This is a genomic window from Lachnoanaerobaculum sp. OBRC5-5 (assembly GCF_000296385.1).
GTDB lineage: Bacteria > Bacillota > Clostridia > Lachnospirales > Lachnospiraceae > Lachnoanaerobaculum.
This window is the reverse complement of the sequence record NZ_JH815185.1, coordinates 691,349-715,971: the sequence shown is the minus strand read 5'-3', so window position 1 is coordinate 715,971 and position 24,623 is coordinate 691,349. Positions and strand designations below refer to the sequence as shown.

Below are 24,623 nucleotides of genomic sequence, written 5' to 3'. Positions count from 1 at the left end.
ATTTATGGTGTTATCTCAAACTTATAGCCCATGCCCCATACTGTTTTTATATAGTCACCTCTCTCACCCATCTTGGCACGAAGTTTTTTTACATGGGTATCAATGGTTCTGGCATCTCCGAAATAATCGTAATTCCATACTGAATTAAGGATTTTTTCTCTGGATAATGCAATACCTTTATTTTCAATAAAGTAGGTTAAAAGTTCATATTCTTTGAAGCTTAAGTCAACCGGCTTTTGATCTATATAAACACTGCGTGCAACCTTATCAATCTCTATTGCACCGGCTATCAGTTTTTCTTCAGACTCACCCATTGTTCTTCTAAGTACCGCTTCAACTCTGGCAACAAGTATCTTAGGTGAAAAAGGTTTTGTGATATATTCATCTACACCGAGCTTATAGCCTTTAAGCTCATCTCTTTCTTCACTCCTTGCAGTCAACATCATAACAGGTACCTTGGAATACTGCCTTATAACTTCTAAAGTTTCAAAACCGTCAAGTTTCGGCATCATTACATCTAAAAGAATCAGTTTTATATCCTTATTCGCATCAAAGACTTTTAGAGCTTCCTCACCGTCTTCGGCTTCCAAAACTATAAATCCCTTTACAGAAAGAAAATCTTTTACAAGTTTTCTCATTCTGGCTTCATCATCAACCACCAGTATCTTTACATCTTCCATATAATCCCCACAACAGTAAAATATTCAGTTTACTGTTCGCTCTTTATTATAAGTCCAAGTTCTTTAAGCTGTGCATCATCTACCTTATCAGGAGCATTTGTCATAAGATCTGATGCATCCTTTACCTTTGGGAATGCAATAACGTCTCTTATAGAATCTGCCTCAACCATAAGCATTACCACTCTGTCAAGACCATATGCAAGTCCTGCATGAGGCGGTACACCATACTTGAATGCATCAAGAAGATATCCGAATCTTTCCTGCGCAACTTCTTTTGAAAGTCCAAGTACATCAAACATCTTTGCCTGTACATCTCCCTGGTGAATTCTTACAGAACCTCCACCTATCTCAGTACCGTTAAGCACAATGTCGTAAGCCTTTGCTCTTACTCTGCCGGGATCCGAATCAATATACTGCCAATCCTCATCCATAGGTGCGGTAAACGGATGGTGCATTGCTTTAAATCTGTTTTCTTCCTCCGACCACTCAAGAAGCGGAAATTCTGTAACCCAAAGGAATCTGTAATCATCCTTCTTTAAAAGACCGAGCTGACTTGCAAGTTCAACTCTTAGAGCACCGAGAGTATCCCAAACAACTTTATTGCTGTCGGCAGCAAAGAAGAGCATATCACCCGGTTTGGCATCCATAGCCTGCTTTAGTCCTTCTATCTCAGCCTCAGTCATAAATTTTGCAAATGAAGACTTGATATTTCCGTCAGCTTCAATAGCCATATATGCAAGTCCCTTAGCTCTGTAGCTCTTAACAAACTCTACAAGAGCATCTATTTTCTTTCTTGGCATACCTGCCTGTCCTGTAGCATTAATACCCCTTACACTGCCGCCGGCTGCCAAAGCATTCTTAAATACTGCAAATTCAGAGTTTGCAACAACATTTGAAACATCCTTTAATTCCATACCGAATCTCAGGTCAGGCTTATCTGAACCGAATCTGTCCATAGCCTCCTGCCATGTCATTCTCTGTATAGGAAGCTTAACATCAATATTAAGTACATCCTTAAAAAGTCTCTGTAAGAGTCTTTCGTTTACATCCAAGACATCATCCACATCAACGAATGAAAGTTCCATATCTATCTGAGTAAACTCAGGCTGTCTGTCCGCTCTAAGGTCCTCATCTCTATAGCATCTTGCAAGCTGGAAATATCTGTCATATCCCGATACCATTAAAAGCTGCTTAAAAAGCTGAGGTGACTGTGGAAGTGCATAGAAACTTCCCGGATATACACGGCTTGGTACAAGATAATCTCTTGCACCCTCAGGTGAACTCTTTATCAGTGTAGGTGTTTCAATCTCTAAAAATCCGTTTTCTGCAAGGAAGTTTCTTGTGGTTGTAGCCACCTTACTTCTTACCATAAGATTTCTTTGAAGGTCAGGTCTTCTAAGATCAAGGAATCTGTACTTTAATCTAAGCTCTTCCTTAGTCTTTGAATCTTCCTCTATATGAAATGGTGGCGTCTCTGACTCTGAAAGTATTCTAAGTCCTGTTGCTCTTACCTCCAGTTCACCTGTTTCAAGTGAATCGTTAAAAGCACCGCTTCTTTTTTTAAGAATTCCTGTTACTGCTATACAAAACTCCTGCTTAAGCTTCATTGCCTTGTTAAATACTTCGCTACCGCACTCATCTTCTTCAAAAATGATCTGTAAGATACCTGAACGGTCTCTTAAATCACAAAATATAATTCCACCTTTGTTGCGGTTCTTTTGAACCCAACCCATTACTGTAACTTCACTATCAATAGGTGCAATAACCACCTCTGCACATCTGTGACTTCTCTTTAAGCCGAGCATTGATTCTGCCATTTTTTATCTCCTCACTATTTTAAAGCTTCTCTATAAAATTCTTTAAATTCTACATATCCTTGTTTTTCAAGTCCCTCTTTTTGGAACTTTTTATTTTTATTCATCTTTGAAACCAAGACAATATTTCCTGCTTCTCTAAGGGCTGATGCCTCCTTTAATATAGATGTTAGTACACTTGTATCAATATTCTTTTCATAAAGGAATGCGATTTTTTTGCTCTCATCAGGTATCTTAAATCCCGAGTCCATAAGTATTGTGATGATTCTTTCAAAACCGATAGAAAATCCGCATGCAGGTGTATCACTTCCTGTAAATTTTCCTATCATTTTGTCATATCTTCCTCCACCTGCTACCGAACCTGAGAATCCCTCCATACTTACTTCAAATATGGTTCCTGTATAGTATCCCATACCGCGAACCAATGTAGGATCAAACTCCAGTGAAAAATCATTTTCTTTTACATCAAGTACTGTATTCATTATCTCAGATAAACTGTCAAGTACGCCTTCTTCAATAAATCCGTCCAAACTTTCCTTTAAAGATACAAGAGCTTTTGAATCATTAGATAATCCGTCAAAAAGATTCAGATACTTCTCACATTTATCCGCACCGTCAAGCTCTGTCAATTCTTTTCTTACACCGTCAAGTCCTATTTTATCCATCTTATCAAGAATAATAAATACATTGCTTATATTATCTTCTGAATAGCCTGCAAAAAGTGCCATTGCCAGAAGAATTCTTCTGTCATTTATTCTTACGGTAAACTTCTTACCCTTTGCAATCTCACTAAGCGCTTTTGTTGTGGCAAGTATAAGCTCTATTTCTGCAAGATTTGAAGCTTCACCGAGGATATCTATATCACATTGTGTAAACTGTCTGAATCTACCTTTTTGAGGTCTGTCGGCTCTATATACATTGCCTATCTGCAATGCTTTAAACGGATTTGGAAGATTTGCCTGATTATTTGAATAGTATCTTGCAAGCGGTAATGTAAGATCATATCTAAGTCCTGCATCTACCAAGTCATTCTCATCCTTAACATCATCAAGCTTTAATTTCTCACCTCTTTTTAAAACCTTAAAAATAAGCTTTTCATTGTCACCACCTTGCTTACTTAAAAGATTTTCAATATGCTCCATTGCAGGAGTCTCTATTGAGGTAAAGCCGAAACTTCCATAAGTCTTTTTTATTATATTTATCAAATAATCCCTGATAATCATCTCCTCAGGGAGAATGTCCTTCATTCCGGTGACACCTTTTTTAATCAATGCCATGCATACTTTCCTTTCTCATTATCATTTCATCAAGCCTCTCTATATAAAGTTTCGGATCCTTGACATTTTCAATTCTTTCAATTCTGCCGTCTCCAAATACTATTTTACTTGATGTACCTGCTCCACAAGCTATGATAGTCTGTTTTTCTTCCATAATCAATATATTGTAAAGACATTCTTTACCCGGTTTTGAAAATCCTATATTTTCAAGATTGCCCGCCATGTTTTTCTGTCTATACAAGTAATACGGCTCCAACCCCAAATCGGCACAGGTATCGGTAGCTGTATTTATCATTGATAAAATCAGATCATTGTCCATAATCTCTCTTTTATTTTCTGTATTTAACCTGGCAGCTCTCTTTAGTGCAAGAGAATGTATGGTAACAGACTCAGGAGTAAAGGTTCTTACCTTTTTGAAGCTGTCTATTACATCCTCTAAAGTTTCACCGTTTAGTCCGATTATAAAGTCCATATTTATATTTTCAAATCCTACATCTCTTGCAAGCTTATAGCTTTCATATATATCTTCAATACTATGATGTCTTCCTATCAGATCCAGGGTCTTTTGCTGCATTGTCTGTGGATTTATAGATATTCTGTCAACTCCCACGTCCTTTAATGCCTCAAGCTTTTCTTTTGTTATACTGTCAGGCCTTCCTGCTTCAACTGTCAACTCCAAAAGATTTGAAAGATCAAAATTTTTCTTCACAACATTTAAAATTTTTGACAGTTGATATCCTTCAAGTGAAGTAGGTGTTCCGCCACCCATATAAATAGTTTGAAGTTTTTTGCCTTCATACATCTTAGAAACAGCTAAAAGCTCTTTGCAAAGTGCTTCTACATATGTATCGGTATCTTTCTTCCATTGTGCAATAGAATAAGATGTAAAAGAACAGTATAAACATCTTGTAGGGCAAAACGGTATACCTATATAAAGACTGTAGCCGTTCTTATAATCAATTTTCTTTAATATATTGAATTCATTTTTTGCCGTATCTGTACAAAGCTTAATTCTTTTATCGCTTACAAGATAGACTTCTTTTAAATGTTTTTTTATATCTTCTAAAGACATATCATTTTCAAGCATTTCCATTACTATCTTTGTGGGTCTTATTCCGGTTAGAGTTCCCCAAGGAAGTTCCTTGTTGCCAAGCTTTAAAAGATTTTTATATATATTTCTTTTTAAATAATTTTTTGTATCAAATTTTGTATCTCTAAGCGGTGAACTAAACTCCAATACATTGTCTTTACTTTTGATTTTAATATGATAATCAGTATTATCCTTTGATAAAAGCAATGAAAGAAATACATCTTCATCTGTGTAAATATATTTTTCCTCCGGATAAAAAGCCATCAAAAGCTCTCTGATATCCTGCTCGAAGGTCATATCTTCCAATAGTAATGAAATCATCTATCTATCCCATGCTTTTCTACATAAATTGCAACAGGATTGAATTTTTTTTCATGTCCTACCGTAGTCATATCCATATGCCCGGGTAAAATATTTACATCTTCCGGCAAAGTAAGGACCTTATCATATATCGATCTTATTATAGTAGGATTATCTCCTCCGTAAAGATCCGTTCTTCCACAGTCCTCTCTAAAAACCGTATCACCCGAGAATAAAATCTTTTCAGACTCTATATAATAGCAACCTGATCCCTTTGTATGTCCCGGTGTAGCGATAAATTTTATATCTTCATCCAGCAAGCGGATAACATCACCGTCATTCAACAAAAAATCAGCCTTTGTAACATATCCATGTCCGATAAATGACTTTCCGCCGGATTTATAACTGTCTCCAAGCATTTCTTCATCATTTTTTGAGATGTATACTTTTATTCTATATTTTTCCACCAAATCATTTACCGCCATTATATGGTCAAAATGTCCATGTGTAAGAAGTATTGCACTTGGCTTTAACTTATTCTCTTCTATAACTTTGATAATAGACTGCGCCTGGGCAGAAGGATCTACTATCAAACATTCCAAAGTTTCTTTATTGTATGCAACAAACACATTGGTCTGTACCGGACCGAGTGTAAGTACATATATTCCTAATTTATTCATCAGCCTGTAGCCCTTTCAATATCTATTACTCCGGTAATCTGTCTGAGTTTACCGATTAAAGAGTTTAACTCTTCTCTTCCCTTTATATCAAACACAAGATTTATGGTTGAAATATCCTGCTTGTTTGTGCGGGCATTCATATTGTTGATAGTGATGTTGTTTTCACTGTAAATTCTTATAAGGTCGAATATAAGTCCCTGACGATTGTGCGCAAATATTTGCAATTCCGTTTGATACTTCTCTTCAAGTTTGGCATCTTCAAACTCCTGCCACTCGGCAGGTATTAGTCTTGTTCTGTCATCCGAAGGAAGATTCATCACATTTATACAGTCTGTTCTGTGTATTGAAACTCCTCTGCCCCTTGTAATAAAGCCAACTATCTCATCACCCGGAACAGGATTGCAACATTTTGAAAATCTGACAGCTATATCCTCTATTCCCTTTACGGTAATACCGTTTTTAGATTTCTTATGTATTGCCGTATTGTTATTATCACTAAGACTTTCCAAAAGAGCCGACTCGGAAATTTCTTTCTTTGCAACCTTCTTTTGTTCTTCAATCATCTTATTGATGACCTGACCTTCTTTTAAACCTCCGTGACCTAATGAAGCCAGAATTGAATCCCAGTCCTTTATGGCATAGCGCTTCATTACCTTTTCCTGGAATTGAGGCTTATTTATTTCATTCCAGTTTATTCCCTTTGCTTTGCAGTACTTTTCAAGAAGATCCTTACCTCGAAGGATATTGTCCTCTTTCAGCTCGGTCTTAAACCATTGTTGTATCTTAGACTTAGCCTGATTTGACTTGACTATGTTAAGCCAATCCCTACTTGGTCCCTTTGAGTTTTGAGAGGTTATGATTTCGACTCTGTCACCGCTCTTCAATTCATAGTCGATATTTACAAGACGACCGTTAACTCTTGCACCGACCATCTTATTGCCGACAGCTGAATGTATTGAGTAAGCAAAGTCTATAGGGTTTGAACCTGCAGGCAGGTTCTTAACATCACCATTTGGTGTGAAACAATATACACTGTCTGAGAAAAGGTCTAAGTCGCTCTTGATTACCTTTAAAAATTCCGCATTGTCGGAGGTATCCTTTTGCCACTCAAGTATCTGTCTGAGCCAGTTCATCTTGGCATCCTCTGATCCCTGTGCAGATGTACCGCTTCCGCTCTCCTTATATTTCCAGTGAGCGGCAATACCGAATTCGGCTGTCTTATGCATCTCAAATGTTCTTATCTGCACCTCAAAAGGCTGCCCCGTATCTGAGATAAGTGTGGTATGAAGCGACTGATACATGTTCGGTTTCGGCATCGCAATATAGTCTTTGAATCTTCCGGGTATAGGCTTATAGATTTCATGTGCCGTACCTAGAGCCAGATAACATGCGGCCACATCTTCAACGATTATACGGATGGCAAATACATCATAAATCTGATCCAGAGTCTTATTCTGATTTACCATCTTTTTATATATTGAAAATAAATGCTTTACTCTTCCGCTTATCTGATATTTCATTCCTGTATCCGATAAATGCTCATTGAACTTCTTTATTATTTCATCGACAAATTGCTGTCGTTGTTCTTTTCTGAATGCAAGCTTTTCCGACAGATCATAGTAAACATCAGGATGCAGATACTTTAATGATAAATCGTCAAGCTCAACCTTTATTTTTGAAATACCCAGTCTTTGAGCAATCGGAGAATATATATCCATAGTCTCCCTTGCCTTTTCTTTTTGCTTTTCAGGCTTCATATATTGAAGTGTACGCATGTTGTGAAGTCTGTCAGCAAGCTTTATAAGAATAACCCTTATATCCTTTGCCATTGCCAAAAACATCTTTCTTAAGTTTTCGGCCTGCATCTCTATTTTATCATTCTTTAATGAAAGCTGGGTAAGCTTTGTAACACCGTCTACAAGATTTGCTACATCCACGCCGAATATATTTGAGAGCTCTTCAAATGATATAGCCGTATCTTCTATTACATCATGCAAGAGACCTGCGGCTATTGTTTCCTTATCAAGTTCAAGCTCGGCAAGAATAATTGCAACACAAATAGGGTGAATGATATATGGTTCACCCGATTTTCTTTTTTGATCATTATGTGCTTTTTTTGCCAGTTCATAGGCCTTTGATATCATCGTGATATCATCTGAAGGATGATAATGTAATATGATATCAACAAGTTTTTTATACAAGCTTTCCGGCGAAGTAAAATCTGCCGGCTTATCAATTGGTGTTTCTATATTTTCATCCAGAAAGTTCAACTTATCCTCTTTCATTAAATTCCTCATTCTCAGGCTAAAATATTGCAAAGCTATAGTTTGGGTTATATATGTCTAAGCTTTTATTATACGAATATAATGTAAAAAAAGCAAGAAAACCTAAGAAAAAAGGTGCTTTATAAAATGATTATGTAGATTATTACAGAGTTTGAATTTAAAATTTTTTAATTATATCAAAAAAATGTTGAGATTTACAAATACTAAATCTCAACATTTTTATCAAACCCTTAAATTATATTATTAAACTTTATTTTTGATTTTTTGCCAGTAAATATATTATGTAAAATGGGAAAAATACAATCAAACCTATAACTTGAAATAACATTACTAAATACCAAAATGGTAAATGCCTATCTTTATTATATCTCATTTCTGTGCACCTCCTTAAACCATAATATTATTATCACTCTTTAAATCTAGTATTTCAAATCTATTTTACTGTATTCACTTCTCTGAATGAATTGCCTTGCTTTAATATCGGTGAAAATTTCTTATATAAAGCAATTGTAAGGACTGAAATCATACAACCCTTTAACAGATTTAACGGTGCAACTATCATCAATGCAAAGGTTTGAATACTTGTTACTGCAGGATTTAGTGCACTTCCCATTCCTACAAGTGCACTAAGATCCATTCCATACATCTGTGCAAACTTAGGTAAAAGATACAATGCATTAAAAAGCGATCCGAATACGGTCATTGTAAGTGTTCCCGCTATACTTCCGAGTAAAGCTCCTTTTCTTGTTTTGCTGAATATATAAATAATACTTGAAGGAAGGATTAAAGATGCTCCTACACAGAAGTTTGCAAGCTCGCCCACAAATGCTGTGGTAGTTGATCTAAACATTACTTTTAAAAGTATCTTTATAAATTCTGTAAGTATTCCGGCAACCGGTCCGAAAGCAAAGGTTACTATCATTACAGGTAATTCGGAAAAGTCAAGTTTGTAAAATGTAGGAGCAAAAGGTACAGGGAACTCAAACATCATGAGTATTGTACTTATAGCACCGAACAAACCGACCATTGCAATCTTTTGAGTAGTGATAACAGGACCTGTATAGCCGGACCTCTTATTTGCTATCTTCTCAAAAAGATATGCAACTAAAAATGTAGCAAATACTATTCCCAGAAACTCTGCTACAAAAACCAAATTTTCAACTACTGTTTTTAACATAACTACCTCCATAGCTTATGCTTCGGAGTGGTTTTCTTCAATGCAAAAACCCCTATATTATCTATAGGGGGCATAAGCAAATGAATTTGAAAACACTCTTCTCTCATCCAGACTATACTGTCGGTTTTGGAATTTCACCAAATCAACTGCTCATGCAGGTCGCAGACTATACTGCCGGTGGGGAATTACGCCCCGCCCCGAAGAAATATTAATTTTTATTAACTTAATTCTAAAACTTTTTATACAAAATGTCAATAGTATTAAATACTCTTTACAGGCATAGTATTAAATACTCTTTACAGGCATTCCGTTAACTTCCACATCATCTTCTATAGGCACGAGAATATATTTTCTTCCATCTATAACTCTTGTCTCAAGCTTTTCAATAGAGTCCGTATCGGTCTTTACAGTGATGCCGGGTGTTTTAACCTCAAATTTCTTTGTATCTATTACATTATCTGCCAGTACTTCTATATCTGCATCTGCACTTTTCTCATATGATTCCACCGCTTCATCTGATACACCGCTCTTTGAAATAAGCTTTACCATATCATTTTTTGTAAGTACCAAAGGTTCAGGGTTGTCGGAGTTTTCAGCAATCAAATCAAGCATATTTGAACTTAAAGATGACATAACAGGCATTGTAAGCTCATCTCTTAAAATATCATAAAGCACAGCTTCAAAAGTTTCTTTTTGCATAACTGATGACATAGGAGGCTCAACACCTATTATTTCATTTATAAAGCTCTCATTAAGTGCATCATTTTTCTTGCTGAAGTATAATGCCGCATGTATATCGGTTGTTCTGTCTGTAAATGCAGGGAATAGAAAACCGTGCATAGGCATACCTACTATCCAGTCTCTGACTCTGTTTGCAATTACACCTTCATTGGCAAAATAGCTAAGTGCAGGCTTTGAAAGGCTCACAGGACAAATACTGCAAAGCAGTGCATGATAAACTTCAGTTGAAGCGTCATCCATTGCAAGTTTATCGGTTGCCTTACCCGGAATATCATACATGATATCAATAAGTATTATGTAATAATTTTCAGCATGCTCATAGGATTCTATTACTTTTCTGAAGAATTCATCCAGAAGCAATTCATCATCAAGTCTGCTCTCTCTAAGCTTCATTAAAAATGCATGTGGACTGTCTTCATCTTCATCATCCAAAGAAAAGTCCAAGGACAGTAATGACTTCCCAATTGCTCCCGACAAGGTCTTTCTGAATATTTCTTCATATTTGAAAGCATCCTCCTCAGGTAATGAATAGAAAGCATCCTTATTCATAAATTTTATATTCTTTTCAGCATCAACATAGCAACCTGCATACTTTGTGATAACATTGGTATCCTTATTAAATTGCTTTTTGATCTCGTTTATTTCTTCTCTAATCATCTTTTTTCACTACTTTCCTGCTTCAATTGCTCCAGATAAATTAAATCTTTTTTTGAAAGATTGGCGATCTCAAGCAAATCCGGTCTGTTAAGATAAGTCCTCTTTATAGACTCTTTTCTACGCCACTCTTCTATATTTTTATGATGCCCTGAAAGAAGCATATCAGGTACCCTAAGTCCCTCATACTCTACAGGTCTTGTATATTGCGGATACTCAAGCAAATTGTCTTCAAATGACTCAAAATCAGCACTTTCATTATTGGTAAGTACTCCGTCTACCATCCTTGCGATTGCATCCATCATTACAAGAGCCGGAAGCTCACCACCTGTAAGTACATAGTCTCCTATGGAGTAACACTGCGCATTTGTAAGTTCCAGTGCTCTCTCATCGACGCCTTCATAATGACCGCAAAGAAAAACTATCTCATCAAGCTTTGCAAGTTCCTTGGCATCATTTTGATCAAACACCTTACCCTGTGGTGAAAGATATATAAGCTTAGCTCTTTTATCCAGTCTGTCACAGATACTTTCATATGCTTTGTGAATAGGCTCAGCCTGCATTACCATTCCTGCACCGCCGCCATATGGATAGTCATCCACTCTTCTATGTTTATCAAGTGTATAATCACGAATATTTATAGCTTCCATTGATATCAAATCATTTTTTATGGCTCTACCTACTATACTTGTGTTCATACACATTTCTATCATTTCAGGAAATAATGTTAAACAAAAAAACTTCATATCTATAAATCCAAAAGTCCGTCCAAAACATGGACTCTAATCTTTCCCTCTTCAAGATCCACATCCAGTATACATTGGCTGATATATGGGAATAATACTTTCTTTTCTCCCATATCCACTTCCATTACATGATTAGCCCCTGTAGGGAATATATCTGTAACCTTACCAAGTAAAATACCTTCTTCATCAATTACATCAAGACCTATAAGATCCGCAATATAGTTTTCATTCTTTTTTAAAGGTGTGGCATTGTCTCTGTCTACAAACAAATCAGTATTCCTAAGTACCTGTATTTCTTCAGGAGTGTTAAACTGCTTAAACTTTACAAGTGCCATATTTTTTTGAAATCTGACAGTTTCAATATCAAGTGCAGTCTCAACTCCCTTAATATTTGCATATACTTTCTTTATCTTTTTCAATCTGTTTTGGTCATCAGATGTAGGATATACCTTTGCCTCACCTTTTATTCCATGAGAGCTTGTGATTACTCCCACTCTAAATCTATCTATCATTTTGTTCACTTTCAAAAATTACTTAATACAGCCTTTAAATAACAATAAAGCTACTACAAATGTAGCAGCTTGTTTTGTTATTTTATTTCTAATACTACCCTTTTTTCAGCTCTTATAGATGCTGATTTTATAATAGAACGAATAGCCTTAGCTATCTTTCCTGACTTACCTATAACCTTACCCATATCGGCTTCGGCTACAGACAATGTACATATAGTAGTATCACCATCGATTGTCTCTTCAACTTTTACTTGAGCCGGGTCATCTACCAAAGCTTTTGCTATAACCTCAATGACTTCTTTCATAATCAGTCCTTATTATACTAATCCGGCACTCTTTAAGAGCTTAGCAACTCTATCTGTCGGCTGTGCACCGTTTGCAAGCCACTTCTTTGTGTTCTCCTCATCAAACTTGATTACGCTTGGCTCAACTGTTGGATCATAGTAACCAACCTCGTCGATAAATCTACCGTCTCTTGGTGAACGAGCATCAGCAACAACTACTCTATAGAAAGGTGCCTTCTTCTGTCCCATTCTCTTTAATCTCATCTTAACTGCCATTTTATTATCCTCCTAATAGCTATAAAAATCTATATATGATTAATTCTAATTATTTAGAATAAAATCCTTTAAAAACCTAATTTTCCTCCGAAGAGTCCGCCAAGGGCTCCTCTCTTTTTACCATTCTTCATCATGCCGGGGAATTGCTTCATCATTTTTTTCATCTGTTCAAATTGCTTTACAAGTCTGTTGACATCAGCAATATTTACACCTGAACCCTTTGCAATTCTGTTTTTTCTTGAAGGGTTCAAAAGACTCGGATCAAGCCTTTCCTTTTCGGACATACTCTGAATAATGGCTTTTATCTTTATCATCTGGCTGTCATCCACTTCAGGTAATGCAGCCTTACCACCGATTCCCGGCAACATGCTGAGTACACTCGCCATGCCGCCCATCTTCTCAAGCTGTTCAAGCTGATCAAGGAAATCGTTGAAATCAAAATCCGCTTTGGCAATCTTTTGTGAGAGCTTTTTAGCTTTCTCACTGTCCATATCCATCTCGGCCTTTTCAATAAGAGAAAGTATGTCTCCCATACCGAGAATTCTGCTTGCCATTCTGTCAGGATAAAACTGCTCCAAATCAGAGAGTTTTTCTCCCATACCTACATAGAGTATCGGCTTACCTGTGACGGCACGTACTGAAAGAGCCGCACCACCTCTAGTATCACCGTCAAGCTTTGTAAGTATTACTCCGGTAATATCAAGCTTTTCATTGAAGGTCTCGGCTACATTTACCGCATCCTGACCTGTCATGGCATCTACTACCAAAATGATATCATCAACACTTACATTTTCTTTTATCTCTATAAGCTCATTCATCATATCTTCATCGATATGCAGACGACCTGCAGTATCAAGGAATATAATGTTGTGATGATTCTCCTTAGCAAACTCCACAGCTCTTTTAGCAATCTCTGCAGGTTTGTGATCGGTTCCCATCTCAAAGACAGGCACATCCACCTTTTCACCGTTTCTTTTTAACTGCTCTATAGCGGCAGGTCTGTAGATATCACAACCTACAAGCAGCGGCGAATTACCTTTTTTCTTTAATTTTGCGGCAAGCTTAGCGGTAGTGGTTGTTTTACCTGCACCCTGAAGACCTGCCATCAATATTATAGTTGTTTCTCCGGACGGTTTAATCTTTATTTCAGTAGTTTCGCTACCCATCAAAGAAACCATCTCATCATTAACTATTTTGATAACCTGCTGAGCCGGTGTAAGTGAATTGAGTACATCAGCACCTGTTGCCTTTTCTTGAATACTCTTTATAAAATCCTTTACAACCTTAAAACTTACATCAGCCTCAAGAAGTGCCAGTCTTACTTCTTTTAATCCGGCTCTTACATCATCCTCAGTAAGTCTGCCCTTGCCACGAAGATTTTTGAAAACATTTTGAAGTTTTTCGGATAAGCTTTCAAAAGCCATTTAAAACCTCCTATACATCCAGTATCTTGAATGAAAGCTCTTCTATCTTTGATATAAGTTCTTCATTCTTTGTGTCCTGATATATCTTAACAATCCTTTGTATCTCTTTTACATAAGATTTTGTTTCATCAAACTTTTTTATCAAACCAAGCTTTTCCTCATAAGAAACCAGTGATTTATTGCACCTTTTTATAAGATCGCTCACACCCTGTCTGCTTATTCCTTCATTTTCAGCAATCTCACTCAGTGACAAATCATTGAAAACCACATCCTCATAAATTCTTTGCTGATGCTCTGTCAAAAGCTTCCCATAGAAATCATAAAGAATACCTTGATTGATATATTTTTCTATATCATTATTTTCCATACTGTGAGAGTATAACAGCATAAAAAGAAGCTGTCAAGTGTTTTTACTTGACAGCTTGAAAGTTTTTACTTGACAGCTTGAAAGTTCCTAATAAAAATTTAACATCAACTGCTTTGATATATTTTCTAACAAGTTACCTTATAAACTTCACTTAAGAAAACTTTTTCATCCGAAATACATTTTTCCAATATACCGGCTTTTTTTAAGCCGACTGCAATTGCAACAGATCTGGCCTGGCAGTTTATAGATTTATTCGGATTAAACTCAATATCTGTAAATGCCTCATACATATCAAGTTCTTCCAAATATTTCTTATTTTTAGCTAAGGCATTTATGTAGATCCAATTATAGAAAAAATCTTTAGGTTCGCTTTTAAAATCTTTTCCGAACAAATTAAATCCTATTACCTTTCCACTTTCTCTTAAGCGGCTATCTTTCTTTGCCTCCCACGGTTTTACATCATATAAATCTGTATACGGTCCACCATGTTCAAACACTTTACTTCCTTGAAATACACATTCAAGTTTATATTGATTCCCGTTTATACAGGTCAATAAGTTAAAGGCACTTAGGTTTATCCCGAGCTTATTATCTCCCTTAGTTGAAATCTCTAAAACATTACCTCCACCTTGTTCTTTATAAGAATTGTGAAGAGAGTTAATTGATTTTTTCTTTTGACTTTCAGAAAATCCTCCAAAATACTCAAATTCAATTGTTTTCTCTGTATAAAAAGGATACTTATCCCTTGCAATAAATATAGGTCTTTTTGCCATAAATTCCCCCTTTTGTTATTAATTTTTAATTATTATCATATTTTTTTATATTTAAAAATTCAGTAAATGAATTAGCTCCTATTCTTCTTCTCTTAGACAACATTTCTGACCATATAATATTACCCTGATCTTCTGTTATTAAATTGTCTTCGTATGCCTTAACAAGTATATCTCCCGTTGTAATATGTTTTAATGAAAATTTATCAACATAATATTTAATATCTCTTAGGTTATTACTACCCAATATTCCATTATACTTTTTGGCCAATGAAATAGATGCCGCCTCACCTTTACCTATTACTTTGTGATTATATTCAGATATTGTCGTGAGATTCCTATATAAATCGTATTCCTCTGTCATAATGTCCATTGTCATTATTTTAGCAGAACCTCTTGAAATAAGTTGATCGATTCTATGTTTTAAATGTAGAATTGAAGGCTTATTAAGTTCATCATAAACTTCCTTAGGAATAACAATTTTCCCTGAATACATTGTTTCGAGTAAACTTTCATTTTTAACCCATAAAAAAGCACTTATACAATCCGTATCAAAAAATATAGAATCAATCAAGAATAACACCGTCCTCCCCTTCAATTCCATAAACTATATCATCTCTAAAACCGTCCAACAGTATTTCTTCATATTTACCATATGAAATATATTCTTCATCTAAAAGCTTTTCGGCCAAAGCTATATAATGTCCCAATACCATTTTCTTTTTGTCTTTTGCAGAAGGATAATAAATTGCCGTATCATATCCTAATCTGGCAGCGAGTGTGATAACTCCTATTTCCATTGATTTTATATCTTCCGAATTAATTTCTCCTTCTTCAATCAGTCTATATAATATTGCTTTATGACTGACCCCGTAATACTGTTCAATTTTAATAACATCTTCTATATTAAGCTTATCATTTTTATTTTTTCCCTTAATAGATTCAATCATTCCATACAAAGATGATTGAGGTATTAAAAAATATGATGCGAATTGATCGGCTTTTTTTTCGTTTTCATCGCCCTTACCTATAGTTGTTAAACTTACCGAACTAATACTGCTCTCATCAAAATATAAATGATAAAGCTCATGTGCAAGAGAAAATCTTTGCCTACCTATAGACATATCCGAATTAACTACAATTACGTTTGAACTTTTTCCTTTGTAGCAAATTCCACTTATATTATTATTCAGAGGGTAAAAAACAAGTGTAAGTTTATCTATTGTCTGCACCAGTTGAAATATATCAATAGGTGATGATTCATCTTCTCCCAATCTCTTTCTAAGAAGTGCAGCTTTACTACTTATTTCCATTTTATTAATCATCTATAGCCTCGCAATTTTATCCATCTCAAATTGATTTAAAACTATCTTATTAATTATTGTCAATGATTCCAAGTCGCTCTCTGTGATATCACCGGATCTGAAGGAAATCATACATTTTTGTTCTGGATCCTCACCTGTCAAAATATAATTTGTTGTACAACAAAAAAGATAGGAAAGTTTTTCAATAACATCCGAGCTTACACTTCTATCTCCTCTTTCTATTTTTGCTATCATACTTTGATCTAATGATAAAAACTCTGCAACTTTACTTTGTGTAAGATTGGCATCTTTCCTAAGACTTTTTATTCTTTTTCCAATATCAATCAAATCCATCATAAATTACTCCTCCAATTAGATATAAATATTATAGCAATTCTTTGTCATAAAGTAAAGGTAATAAACTTTTAAAAATATGACAAGTTTTATATTTCATAAATATTTATAATAAGAAGCTATAAACAAACTTATAAAAAGCGACCGAAATCACCTTCAGTCGCTTTCATGTAGTCATTACATTTTACCCCATCAAATCAAAAAACGATATCTGATTGCTCTCCGGCAAATCTCCCAGTAAGTTCAAGCTGTCAAGAAGTTCGCATGTACTCTTTCCGACCTTGGCTCTGGACATGAAATCGTCCTTTGATATGAAAGGTCCGGCCTTTGTAGCATTGACTATGGACGTTGCAGCAGTTTCGCCAAGGCCTTCAATACTTGAAAGAGAAGGCATTATCTTGCCGTCATCCATTATCTGAAACTTTGTAGGATGCACTTTGAAAAGATCTATCTTTGCAAACTCAAAACCTCTGGCGTACATCTCCTGCGCTATTCTCATATCACGAAGAGTATCCGCATATTTGGCTGTGGTATCGGGATTTTTCTTATACTGAGCAATATTAAACTCAAGTTTATCCTTTCCCATGCACATAAGAGAATAGTTAAATCCTGTAGCTCTTATGGTAAAGTATGCCGTATAATATGCCAAAGGATAAAATATCTTACAGTAAGCAATTCTCCATGCCATCATAACATAGGCCGCCGCATGGGCCTTCGGGAACATATACTTTATTTTCTTACAGGACCAGATATACCAGTCAGGCACACCCTTTTCCTCCATATGTTCCACCCATTCGTCTGTTAGTCCCTTACCCTTTCTTACACTCTCCATTATCTTAAAGGATTCACCCTCATCAAGTCCCTGTTCTATAAGATAAATCATTATATCATCTCTGGTACAGATGGCCGTTCTGATGGTTGCCTTGCCTTCAAGTATCAAGGTCTGTGCATTTCCAAGCCAAACATCGGTACCATGTGCAAGTCCTGCAATTCTTACAAGGTCTGAAAGTCCCTGTGGCTTGGTGTCAATTAACATTTGCATAGCAAAGTCTGTACCAAACTCCGGTACTCCTAAAGCACCCAGCGGACAGTCGAGTATATCCTTCGGCTCAATACCAAGTGCCGAGGTGTTTTGAAAAAGACTCATAGTCTCCTTTGAATCCAGTGGAATATCTTTAACAGGGTCAATACCTGTAAGGTCTTGAAGCATTCTTATCATTGTAGGATCCTGATGTCCCAGTATATCAAGTTTCAAAAGATTGTGGTCAATAGCATGATAATCAAAATGTGTGGTAATGGTCTTTGTTGTCATATCATTTGCCGGTCTTTGAACCGGTGTAAATGTATAGATCTCCTCACCGTGAGGAAGAACTATAATACCTCCCGGATGCTGACCTGTAGTTCTTCTTACACCTTCACAGCCTACAGCAAGTCTGTTTATTTCACATTTTCTCTTACTTTCATTTTTATCATCAAAATAATGCTTTACATAACCGTATGCCGTTTTGTTTGCCAGAGTACCGACAGTTCCGGCTCTGTAGGTATAACCCTTACCGAATATCACCTCGGTATATTCATGGGCATTTGGCTGATATTCTCCTGAAAAGTTTAGGTCTATATCGGGTTCTTTATCTCCTTTAAATCCGAGGAAAGTCTCAAAAGGAATATCAAATCCGTCTTTTTTAAGTTTCTTACCGCATTTCGGACAAATCTTATCAGGCATATCACAGCCTGCCATTCCTGCAAATGCCTTTACCTCAGGTGAATCAAAGTCCACATATTTACAGTCACAGTAATAATGTGCAGGCAGCGGATTAACCTCTGTTATTCCTGAGGTATATGCCGCAAAGGAAGAACCTACAGATCCTCTTGAACCTACAAGGTAACCGTCTTCATTGCTCTTTTCCACCAGCTTTTTTGCTATAATGTACATAACCGCAAATCCGTTTGAGATAATGGAATTCAGCTCTTTTTTCAGTCTGTCTTCCACTATCTTAGGCAATACTTCACCATACTGTTCATGTGCTTTTTTATAGCAGGCATTGGTCAGATCTTCATCCGAATTTTCTATAACAGGCGGACATTTATCAGGTCTTACCGGTGATATCACCTCCACCATATCCGCAATCATTCTTGTATTTGTAACAACCACTTCATAGGCTTTCTCACTGCCGAGATACTCAAACTCATCAAGCATCTCTTTAGTTGTACGAAGATATAGAGGTGGCTGTGTATCCGCATCCTTATATCCCTTTCCATAGAATATAATTCTTCGATATATTTCATCCTCAGGATTTAAAAAATGCACATCACAGGTGGCAACTACAGGCTTTTCATATACATTTCCAAGCTCAATAATCCTTCTGTTTATATCCTGCAAGTCTTCTATGGAATGAATATCATTTTGCTCATCTTCCAAAAGGAACATATTGTTGCCTATAGGTTGAATCTCCAGGTAATCATAGAATGATACAATTCTGTTTAATTCATCATCTGTAGCATCATCTAAAATAGCCTTATAAACCTCTCCCTGTTCGCAAGCACTTCCTATAATAAGCCCCTCTCTCATCTTTGCTAAAATAGATTTCGGGATTCTGGGTCTTTTATTAAAGAAATCAATATGCGATAATGAAATTAATTTATAAAGATTTATTCTTCCGATATCATTTTTTGCAAGTATTATTACATGATTGTATTTGGTTTTCTTTACTATATCCGCATTGGTCTCACCTAAGCTTGCCACCTCCGATAATTTGGACAATCCTCTGCTTTTAAGTCTTTTTATAAATTCCACCCAGATCTGTGCTGTTGCTTCGGCATCATTTACAGCTCTGTGGTGACCTTCCAAAGATATATTTAAAGCTTTACATACCGTATCCAGCTTAAATCTGTTAAGATCCGGCAAAAGTAGTCTTGCCATTGCAACAGTATCTATTATTGAAGGATTATACTCTCTGTTTATTCTCTTTGCATTCTCACGTATAAATCCCGTATCAAAACCCGCATTATGTGCGACTATAATATAATCCTCACAAAAATCCAGAAATTCCGGAAGTATATCCTCTATAACAGGTGCATTCATTACCATTGCATCACTGATATGTGTAAGTTCTTCTATCTTAAAAGGAATAGGTCTTCTTGGATTTACAAATGTTGAGAACCTGTCTACAATCTCTCCTTTTACGACCTTAACCGCACCTATCTCAGTGATTGCATCGTTTTTGGCAGAGAATCCTGTGGTCTCTATATCAAATACTATAAAACCGTCATCCAAAGTCTTATCCATAGGATTGGTTACAAGTTCCTTTAAATCATCTACCAGATAACCCTCTACACCGTATATTATCTTAGGTGGATTCTTCACATGGCTGGCTTCTGTAAAACCTTGAATATTTCCATGATCTGTAATTGCAATTGCATCCATTCCCCAGTTTTTAGCTTGATTTATTATATCTGAAGCTGAAGAAACACCGTCAAAATCGCTCATTTTCGTATGGCAATGAAGCTCAACTCTTTTTACAGGCTCATTGTCCATTCTGATATTCTCTTCAAACTTCTCACATTTTTTTATTCCCTTTATAGATGAAATTGTAAGCTCACTGTCAAATTTATCGATGAGAGCCATACCGTTTACTTTTATGTAATTTCCTTTGACTATGTTTGTCTTAACCGAATCCAACTGCTCGCCACGAACAAACATCTTTACATAAATGGAATCGCTGAAGTCTGTAATTGCAAAAATATAAAGTGTGGAATCACTTCTTTCAAGATATCTGCTTTCAACCTCTATTATCTTTCCTCTGACAGTTACTTCTCCAATCTCTCCGATAAGGTCTGATAGTTTTATAAAATTGTCATCAAAATCTCTTCCATAAATAACATCCGGATTATCCGACTTTTGTTTTGTATATTTAGGTGCATATCCTTTTTTATCAAAGCCTTTGTTTCCGAACTTTTTCTTACCGTTATCATTTTGGGAATTTGACTTGGCCGCCTTTTCATTTGGTTTTGCAGCTTCATTATTTTCACCGCTTTCCCAGGCCGCATTTGCATTTCCGGTAACAAAATCACTGTTATCGCTTTTCTTTGTAACAGTTCGCTCGGCATACTCTATCTCTTCATTCTTTTCTTTTCTTGCAATAAACTTATGCCTTACCGTACAAAGTATTCCGCATCTTTCATTAAATATTTTTTCAAGTATTCTTACAAGCTCATCAATTACACTTTCATTTAAAGGATTTTTCTCAACCGTCATGTCCATGTATGAACCGTCAAATGTTATACAGGCATTGTTTAAAATAACATACTGTGATATCTTATAGTTTTTTATTTCCAGAAGTATGCTCTCTCTATATGCCTCAAAAAGATTCTTGGCGGTATATTGGCTTGATAGTTTGAATTTTTCAAATATTTTAATTTTAACATTCTTCTTTGGAAACATCTTATCCTTTATAAGCTTTTCCAAATCAAGGATTGTTTTCTTCTCTATTATTCTCTCGGCAATTATATTTATCTTTATCAAAGACATATCATTGCTGGCGCTTACTTTTTCCACAAAAACAAAGTTTAAAAGTTCATCAATATGTCCTGAACATTCTAAACTTTGAAAAACATCTTTGAATTTTTTTAACATTCTATGCCTCTTTTGACAATATATCAAGCTCCTCTTTAAGGGCTGCTAAAAGTTCATTCTCAGGCAATTTCTTTACCACCTTGCCCTTCTTTATCAAAAGCCCCTCGCCTATTCCACCGGCAATTCCTATGTCGGCTTCCTTTGCTTCTCCAGGTCCGTTTACCACGCATCCCATTACAGCGACCTTTATATTAAGATCATAACCTTCTACAAGCTTTTCAACCTTACCTGCAAGACCTATAAGATCAATATTTGTTCTTCCACATGTAGGACAGGATACAACTTCAATACCGCCCTTTCTTAGGCCGAGATTGTTTAATATAAGCTTTGCCGCAAAGATTTCTTCTACCGGATCACCTGTTAGTGAAACTCTGACAGTATCACCGATTCCCTGATACAATATAATACCAAGGCCGAGGGATGACTTTATCATACCTCTTTTTACCGTTCCGGATTCCGTAATACCTATATGAAGTGGATAATCAGTTCTTTGTGAAATAAGCTCATGTGCCTTTACGCACATCATTACATCGGAAGATTTAATACTTATAACCAGATTGTTATAGTCCATATCTTCTATAATTTTGACCTTATCAAGTGCAGACTCTACAATACCTTCAGCAGTGACACCGCCATATTTTTCTATAAGATTTTTCTCCAAAGAACCTGAGTTTACCCCGACTCTTATAGGAAGATTTCTTTCTTTACAGGCATCCACTACAGCTTTTATTCTTTCACTGCTTCCGATATTTCCGGGATTAATCCTTATCTTATCGCAACCTGACTTTATAGCCTCAAGTGCCAGTCTGTAATCAAAATGAATATCTGCAACAAGAGGTATATGTATCTGCTTTTTGATCTCGGAGATCGCTAAGGCGGCCTCCGAATTTGGTACTGCAACTCTTATTATGTCACATCCTGCGTCCTCAAGTCGTAAAATCTGATCTACAGTCGCTTTAACATCCTCAGTCTTTGTATTACACATCGACTGTATAAGAATAGGCATGTCATCGCCTATATATTTATCTCCTATTTGTACTAATCTTGTTTTCTTTCTCATTATTTACTCCAATGATGTTTATCATCATATAATCTTTCTTATATCATTAAACATTACAAAAACCATCAAAAGCATTAAGAGAGCAAAACCTGCAAAATGGATATAGCCTTCCACTTTTCTGTTTAACGGTCGTCTGAATATCGCCTCAAGGAATAAAAAGATAAGTCTTCCACCGTCAAGTGCCGGTAGTGGAAGTAAATTCATTACTCCAAGGTTTGCACTTAAAAGCAAAACCATCTGTGACAATGAAAGCAGCACAACAAATATTCCGTACGGTTTTGACTCATTCACCGTAGTTCCAATCATATTTACAATACCTACAGGTCCGCTTATCTCGCTTGCTCTTGCTCTGCCTCTGAGAAGGTATATAAGTGAATCAACAGTCATGGAAATAGTATATTTTACTTCCAAAACAGAATACCTCAGTACAGAAAAAGGATTTTTCAGCTTTTCATATCCTGAGCTTTTTATACCTATCATATATTGAGAGTATTCCTCATTATACACAGGTGTAACGGTTATTGTTTGTTTTTCATTATTTCTTTTTACTGTAAGTGTAATGTCCTTACCCTGATTCATAAACAGATATGTGGAAACACTTCTGTAAAAGAAAATCTCTCTTCCGTTAATTTTTTCTATCTCATCGCCTACCATAAGCCCTGAGCTCTCAGCCGGAAGTCCTGATACAAATCCGCTTATCACAGGTTTATCCACTCCTACATTTGCAACTATAAATATGGCAACTAAAAACGCCAAAATAAAGTTAAAAAAAGGTCCTGCCGCAATAGTGGCAATTCTACCTAAAAGTGGTGCACTGTTAAAGCTTCCCGGTGCATCTTCATCCTCATCTTCTCCATACATGGCACAGGAACCGCCAAGCGGTAAGAGTTTCAGTGAGTACCTGGTCTCTTTTCCTTTTACAGAAAAAATTCTAGGTCCCATACCTACAGAAAACTCTACAACTTTTACTCCTGAGAGTTTGGCAAAAAGAAAATGTCCAAACTCATGTATTAATACTATTATTCCAAAAATAATCAGTGCAATAACTATATTCAAATTTTTATCCTTTCCAGATACTCTTCGGTCCACTGTTTCAATGATAGGATATCCTCAAGAGACGGATTCTCCTTGAACTGATGATTTTCTATAGCAAGACCTATGAAACGCGGTATATCTGTAAATCCAATCTTTTTATTTAAGAATTTATCTACAGCCCATTCATTGGCGGCATTTAAAACTGTAGGTGCACTTCCACCCTTTTTTCCTGCCGATATAGCCATCTTAAGTCCTTCAAATACATCCAAATCAGGCTTTGAAAAGTTTAAAGTTGAAAGTTTTGAAAAGTCCACTCTTTCCTCAGATATATATCGTCTCTCCGGATAAAAAATAGCGTAGGAAATAGGCAACTTCATATCAGGTGTACCAAGCTGTGCTAAAATTCCGTTATCTTTAAACTCTACCATAGAATGAATTATGGATTCTTTTTGTATAACCACTTCAATATCATCAATATCCACATCAAATAAATGCGACGCCTCTATTATCTCCAATCCCTTGTTAATCATTGTAGCAGAATCTATGGTGATTTTTTTGCCCATACTCCAATTCGGATGCTTTAGAGCATCTTCGAGAGTAACATTTTCTAATTCTTCCTTACTAAATCCTCTAAAAGGACCTCCTGAAGCGGTAAGCAAAATCTTCTTGATAGGATTGTTCTTATCAAGACATTGAAAAATAGCACTGTGCTCAGAGTCAACAGGATATATATTTATACCAGTCTCCTTTGCAAGAGGCATTATAATATGACCTGCACAAACAAGTGTCTCCTTATTTGCAAGTGCAATATCCTTCTTTGCCTTAATTGCGGCAATAGTAGGTTCTATACCTATCATGCCTACAACAGCCGTCACCACTATATCCGCATCACAAACAGTGGCAACCTCTATCAGTCCTTCCATACCGAAGCTCACCTTTACATCCAAATCCTTTACTTTATCCGAAAGAATTTTGGCGTCAGCTTCCTCCCATATGGCTACCATCTTAGGCTTGAACTCTCGTATCTGCTTTTCCAGTAAATCTATATTTTTGTGTGCGGAAAGTGCTACCACTTCCACATCATTATTTATTCTCACTATATCAAGTGTTTGTGTTCCTATGGATCCTGTGGACCCCAAAATAGATATTTTTTTCATTTA

22 protein-coding genes and 1 riboswitch are annotated in these 24,623 nt (G+C 36.1%); all 22 genes read right to left on the bottom strand.

The window, feature by feature from the left end:
- Positions 1–2: 2 nt before the first annotated feature.
- The 22 genes from HMPREF1135_RS03240 to dxr all read right to left on the bottom strand — a co-directional run bounded on the left by HMPREF1135_RS03240 (position 3) and on the right by dxr (position 24,620).
- Positions 3–680 carry a response regulator transcription factor gene (locus tag HMPREF1135_RS03240; protein WP_007591937.1) on the bottom strand — a complete coding sequence of 226 codons (678 nt, stop codon included), beginning with the start codon at positions 678–680 and terminating at the stop codon, positions 3–5.
- Positions 681–709: 29 nt separating this feature from the next.
- Complete coding sequence (gene aspS, locus HMPREF1135_RS03235) at positions 710–2,497, bottom strand: aspartate--tRNA ligase (RefSeq protein ID WP_007591936.1); 1,788 nt, start codon at positions 2,495–2,497, stop codon at positions 710–712.
- Between the two features lie 14 nt (positions 2,498–2,511).
- Positions 2,512–3,771: a histidine--tRNA ligase gene (gene hisS / locus HMPREF1135_RS03230; RefSeq protein WP_007591935.1), complete on the bottom strand. Its 1,260-nt coding sequence runs from the start codon at positions 3,769–3,771 to the stop codon at positions 2,512–2,514.
- Positions 3,758–5,182: a coproporphyrinogen dehydrogenase HemZ gene (gene hemZ, locus HMPREF1135_RS03225; RefSeq protein ID WP_007591934.1), complete on the bottom strand. Its 1,425-nt coding sequence runs from the start codon at positions 5,180–5,182 to the stop codon at positions 3,758–3,760. The genes hisS and hemZ overlap by 14 nt, the downstream gene beginning before the upstream one ends.
- Positions 5,179–5,841 carry an MBL fold metallo-hydrolase gene (locus tag HMPREF1135_RS03220; RefSeq protein ID WP_007591932.1) on the bottom strand — a complete coding sequence of 221 codons (663 nt, stop codon included), beginning with the start codon at positions 5,839–5,841 and terminating at the stop codon, positions 5,179–5,181. The genes hemZ and HMPREF1135_RS03220 overlap by 4 nt, the downstream gene beginning before the upstream one ends.
- Positions 5,841–8,126: a RelA/SpoT family protein gene (locus HMPREF1135_RS03215; protein ID WP_007591931.1), complete on the bottom strand. Its 2,286-nt coding sequence runs from the start codon at positions 8,124–8,126 to the stop codon at positions 5,841–5,843. Before HMPREF1135_RS03215 ends, HMPREF1135_RS03220 begins: the two co-directional genes overlap by 1 nt.
- Positions 8,127–8,559: 433 nt before the next feature.
- Positions 8,560–9,303: an ECF transporter S component gene (locus HMPREF1135_RS03210; protein WP_007591929.1), complete on the bottom strand. Its 744-nt coding sequence runs from the start codon at positions 9,301–9,303 to the stop codon at positions 8,560–8,562.
- A 91-nt stretch (positions 9,304–9,394) separates the two neighbouring features.
- Positions 9,395–9,512: riboswitch (FMN riboswitch) on the bottom strand.
- Between the two features lie 76 nt (positions 9,513–9,588).
- The gene (locus HMPREF1135_RS03205) at positions 9,589–10,701 is read right to left on the bottom strand and encodes a DUF4317 domain-containing protein (protein ID WP_007591928.1); all 1,113 of its coding nucleotides are present in this window, start codon (positions 10,699–10,701) and stop codon (positions 9,589–9,591) included.
- Positions 10,698–11,444: a tRNA (guanosine(37)-N1)-methyltransferase TrmD gene (gene trmD, locus HMPREF1135_RS03200; protein WP_007591927.1), complete on the bottom strand. Its 747-nt coding sequence runs from the start codon at positions 11,442–11,444 to the stop codon at positions 10,698–10,700. Before trmD ends, HMPREF1135_RS03205 begins: the two co-directional genes overlap by 4 nt.
- A gap of 2 nt (positions 11,445–11,446) precedes the next feature.
- Positions 11,447–11,956 carry a ribosome maturation factor RimM gene (gene rimM / locus HMPREF1135_RS03195; RefSeq protein WP_007591926.1) on the bottom strand — a complete coding sequence of 170 codons (510 nt, stop codon included), beginning with the start codon at positions 11,954–11,956 and terminating at the stop codon, positions 11,447–11,449.
- A gap of 77 nt (positions 11,957–12,033) precedes the next feature.
- Positions 12,034–12,261: a KH domain-containing protein gene (locus HMPREF1135_RS03190; protein ID WP_007591925.1), complete on the bottom strand. Its 228-nt coding sequence runs from the start codon at positions 12,259–12,261 to the stop codon at positions 12,034–12,036.
- A 12-nt stretch (positions 12,262–12,273) separates the two neighbouring features.
- The gene (gene rpsP, locus HMPREF1135_RS03185; protein WP_007591924.1) at positions 12,274–12,516 is read right to left on the bottom strand and encodes a 30S ribosomal protein S16; all 243 of its coding nucleotides are present in this window, start codon (positions 12,514–12,516) and stop codon (positions 12,274–12,276) included.
- Positions 12,517–12,584: 68 nt separating this feature from the next.
- Complete coding sequence (ffh, locus tag HMPREF1135_RS03180) at positions 12,585–13,940, bottom strand: signal recognition particle protein (protein ID WP_007591922.1); 1,356 nt, start codon at positions 13,938–13,940, stop codon at positions 12,585–12,587.
- A gap of 10 nt (positions 13,941–13,950) precedes the next feature.
- Positions 13,951–14,292 (bottom strand): YlxM family DNA-binding protein, encoded by a 342-nt coding sequence (gene ylxM / locus HMPREF1135_RS03175; protein WP_334290530.1) that lies wholly within the window; start codon positions 14,290–14,292, stop codon positions 13,951–13,953.
- A gap of 140 nt (positions 14,293–14,432) precedes the next feature.
- On the bottom strand, positions 14,433–15,080 hold the full coding sequence (locus HMPREF1135_RS03170) for a DarT1-associated NADAR antitoxin family protein (RefSeq protein WP_007591918.1): 648 nt from the start codon (positions 15,078–15,080) through the stop codon (positions 14,433–14,435).
- A gap of 25 nt (positions 15,081–15,105) precedes the next feature.
- The gene (locus HMPREF1135_RS03165) at positions 15,106–15,660 is read right to left on the bottom strand and encodes a hypothetical protein (protein WP_442852200.1); all 555 of its coding nucleotides are present in this window, start codon (positions 15,658–15,660) and stop codon (positions 15,106–15,108) included.
- Positions 15,644–16,402 (bottom strand): ImmA/IrrE family metallo-endopeptidase, encoded by a 759-nt coding sequence (locus tag HMPREF1135_RS13650; protein ID WP_007591913.1) that lies wholly within the window; start codon positions 16,400–16,402, stop codon positions 15,644–15,646. The genes HMPREF1135_RS03165 and HMPREF1135_RS13650 overlap by 17 nt, the downstream gene beginning before the upstream one ends.
- A complete protein-coding gene (locus tag HMPREF1135_RS03155) occupies positions 16,403–16,738 on the bottom strand; it encodes a helix-turn-helix domain-containing protein (RefSeq protein WP_007591912.1) in 336 nt (111 codons plus the stop codon).
- A gap of 181 nt (positions 16,739–16,919) precedes the next feature.
- Positions 16,920–21,368 (bottom strand): PolC-type DNA polymerase III, encoded by a 4,449-nt coding sequence (locus tag HMPREF1135_RS03150; protein ID WP_007591911.1) that lies wholly within the window; start codon positions 21,366–21,368, stop codon positions 16,920–16,922.
- Position 21,369: 1 nt separating this feature from the next.
- Complete coding sequence (gene ispG, locus HMPREF1135_RS03145) at positions 21,370–22,428, bottom strand: flavodoxin-dependent (E)-4-hydroxy-3-methylbut-2-enyl-diphosphate synthase (protein ID WP_007591910.1); 1,059 nt, start codon at positions 22,426–22,428, stop codon at positions 21,370–21,372.
- Between the two features lie 24 nt (positions 22,429–22,452).
- On the bottom strand, positions 22,453–23,484 hold the full coding sequence (gene rseP, locus HMPREF1135_RS03140; RefSeq protein ID WP_007591908.1) for an RIP metalloprotease RseP: 1,032 nt from the start codon (positions 23,482–23,484) through the stop codon (positions 22,453–22,455).
- Complete coding sequence (dxr, locus tag HMPREF1135_RS03135) at positions 23,481–24,620, bottom strand: 1-deoxy-D-xylulose-5-phosphate reductoisomerase (RefSeq protein ID WP_007591907.1); 1,140 nt, start codon at positions 24,618–24,620, stop codon at positions 23,481–23,483. Before dxr ends, rseP begins: the two co-directional genes overlap by 4 nt.
- Positions 24,621–24,623: the final 3 nt, after the last annotated feature.

Bases quoted from the DNA above. Each gene is read 5' to 3' on its own strand.
- HMPREF1135_RS03240 (WP_007591937.1), bottom strand. From the start codon at position 680: ATGGAAGATGTAAAGATACTGGTGGTTGATGATGAAGCCAGAATGAGA.
- aspS (WP_007591936.1), bottom strand. From the start codon at position 2,497: ATGGCAGAATCAATGCTCGGCTTAAAGAGAAGTCACAGATGTGCAGAG.
- hisS (WP_007591935.1), bottom strand. From the start codon at position 3,771: ATGGCATTGATTAAAAAAGGTGTCACCGGAATGAAGGACATTCTCCCT.
- hemZ (WP_007591934.1), bottom strand. From the start codon at position 5,182: ATGATTTCATTACTATTGGAAGATATGACCTTCGAGCAGGATATCAGA.
- HMPREF1135_RS03220 (WP_007591932.1), bottom strand. From the start codon at position 5,841: ATGAATAAATTAGGAATATATGTACTTACACTCGGTCCGGTACAGACC.
- HMPREF1135_RS03215 (WP_007591931.1), bottom strand. From the start codon at position 8,126: ATGAAAGAGGATAAGTTGAACTTTCTGGATGAAAATATAGAAACACCA.
- HMPREF1135_RS03210 (WP_007591929.1), bottom strand. From the start codon at position 9,303: ATGTTAAAAACAGTAGTTGAAAATTTGGTTTTTGTAGCAGAGTTTCTG.
- HMPREF1135_RS03205 (WP_007591928.1), bottom strand. From the start codon at position 10,701: ATGATTAGAGAAGAAATAAACGAGATCAAAAAGCAATTTAATAAGGAT.
- trmD (WP_007591927.1), bottom strand. From the start codon at position 11,444: ATGAAGTTTTTTTGTTTAACATTATTTCCTGAAATGATAGAAATGTGT.
- rimM (WP_007591926.1), bottom strand. From the start codon at position 11,956: ATGATAGATAGATTTAGAGTGGGAGTAATCACAAGCTCTCATGGAATA.
- HMPREF1135_RS03190 (WP_007591925.1), bottom strand. From the start codon at position 12,261: ATGAAAGAAGTCATTGAGGTTATAGCAAAAGCTTTGGTAGATGACCCG.
- rpsP (WP_007591924.1), bottom strand. From the start codon at position 12,516: ATGGCAGTTAAGATGAGATTAAAGAGAATGGGACAGAAGAAGGCACCT.
- ffh (WP_007591922.1), bottom strand. From the start codon at position 13,940: ATGGCTTTTGAAAGCTTATCCGAAAAACTTCAAAATGTTTTCAAAAAT.
- HMPREF1135_RS03170 (WP_007591918.1), bottom strand. From the start codon at position 15,080: ATGGCAAAAAGACCTATATTTATTGCAAGGGATAAGTATCCTTTTTAT.
- HMPREF1135_RS13650 (WP_007591913.1), bottom strand. From the start codon at position 16,402: ATGATTAATAAAATGGAAATAAGTAGTAAAGCTGCACTTCTTAGAAAG.
- HMPREF1135_RS03155 (WP_007591912.1), bottom strand. From the start codon at position 16,738: ATGATGGATTTGATTGATATTGGAAAAAGAATAAAAAGTCTTAGGAAA.
- HMPREF1135_RS03150 (WP_007591911.1), bottom strand. From the start codon at position 21,368: ATGTTAAAAAAATTCAAAGATGTTTTTCAAAGTTTAGAATGTTCAGGA.
- ispG (WP_007591910.1), bottom strand. From the start codon at position 22,428: ATGAGAAAGAAAACAAGATTAGTACAAATAGGAGATAAATATATAGGC.
- dxr (WP_007591907.1), bottom strand. From the start codon at position 24,620: ATGAAAAAAATATCTATTTTGGGGTCCACAGGATCCATAGGAACACAA.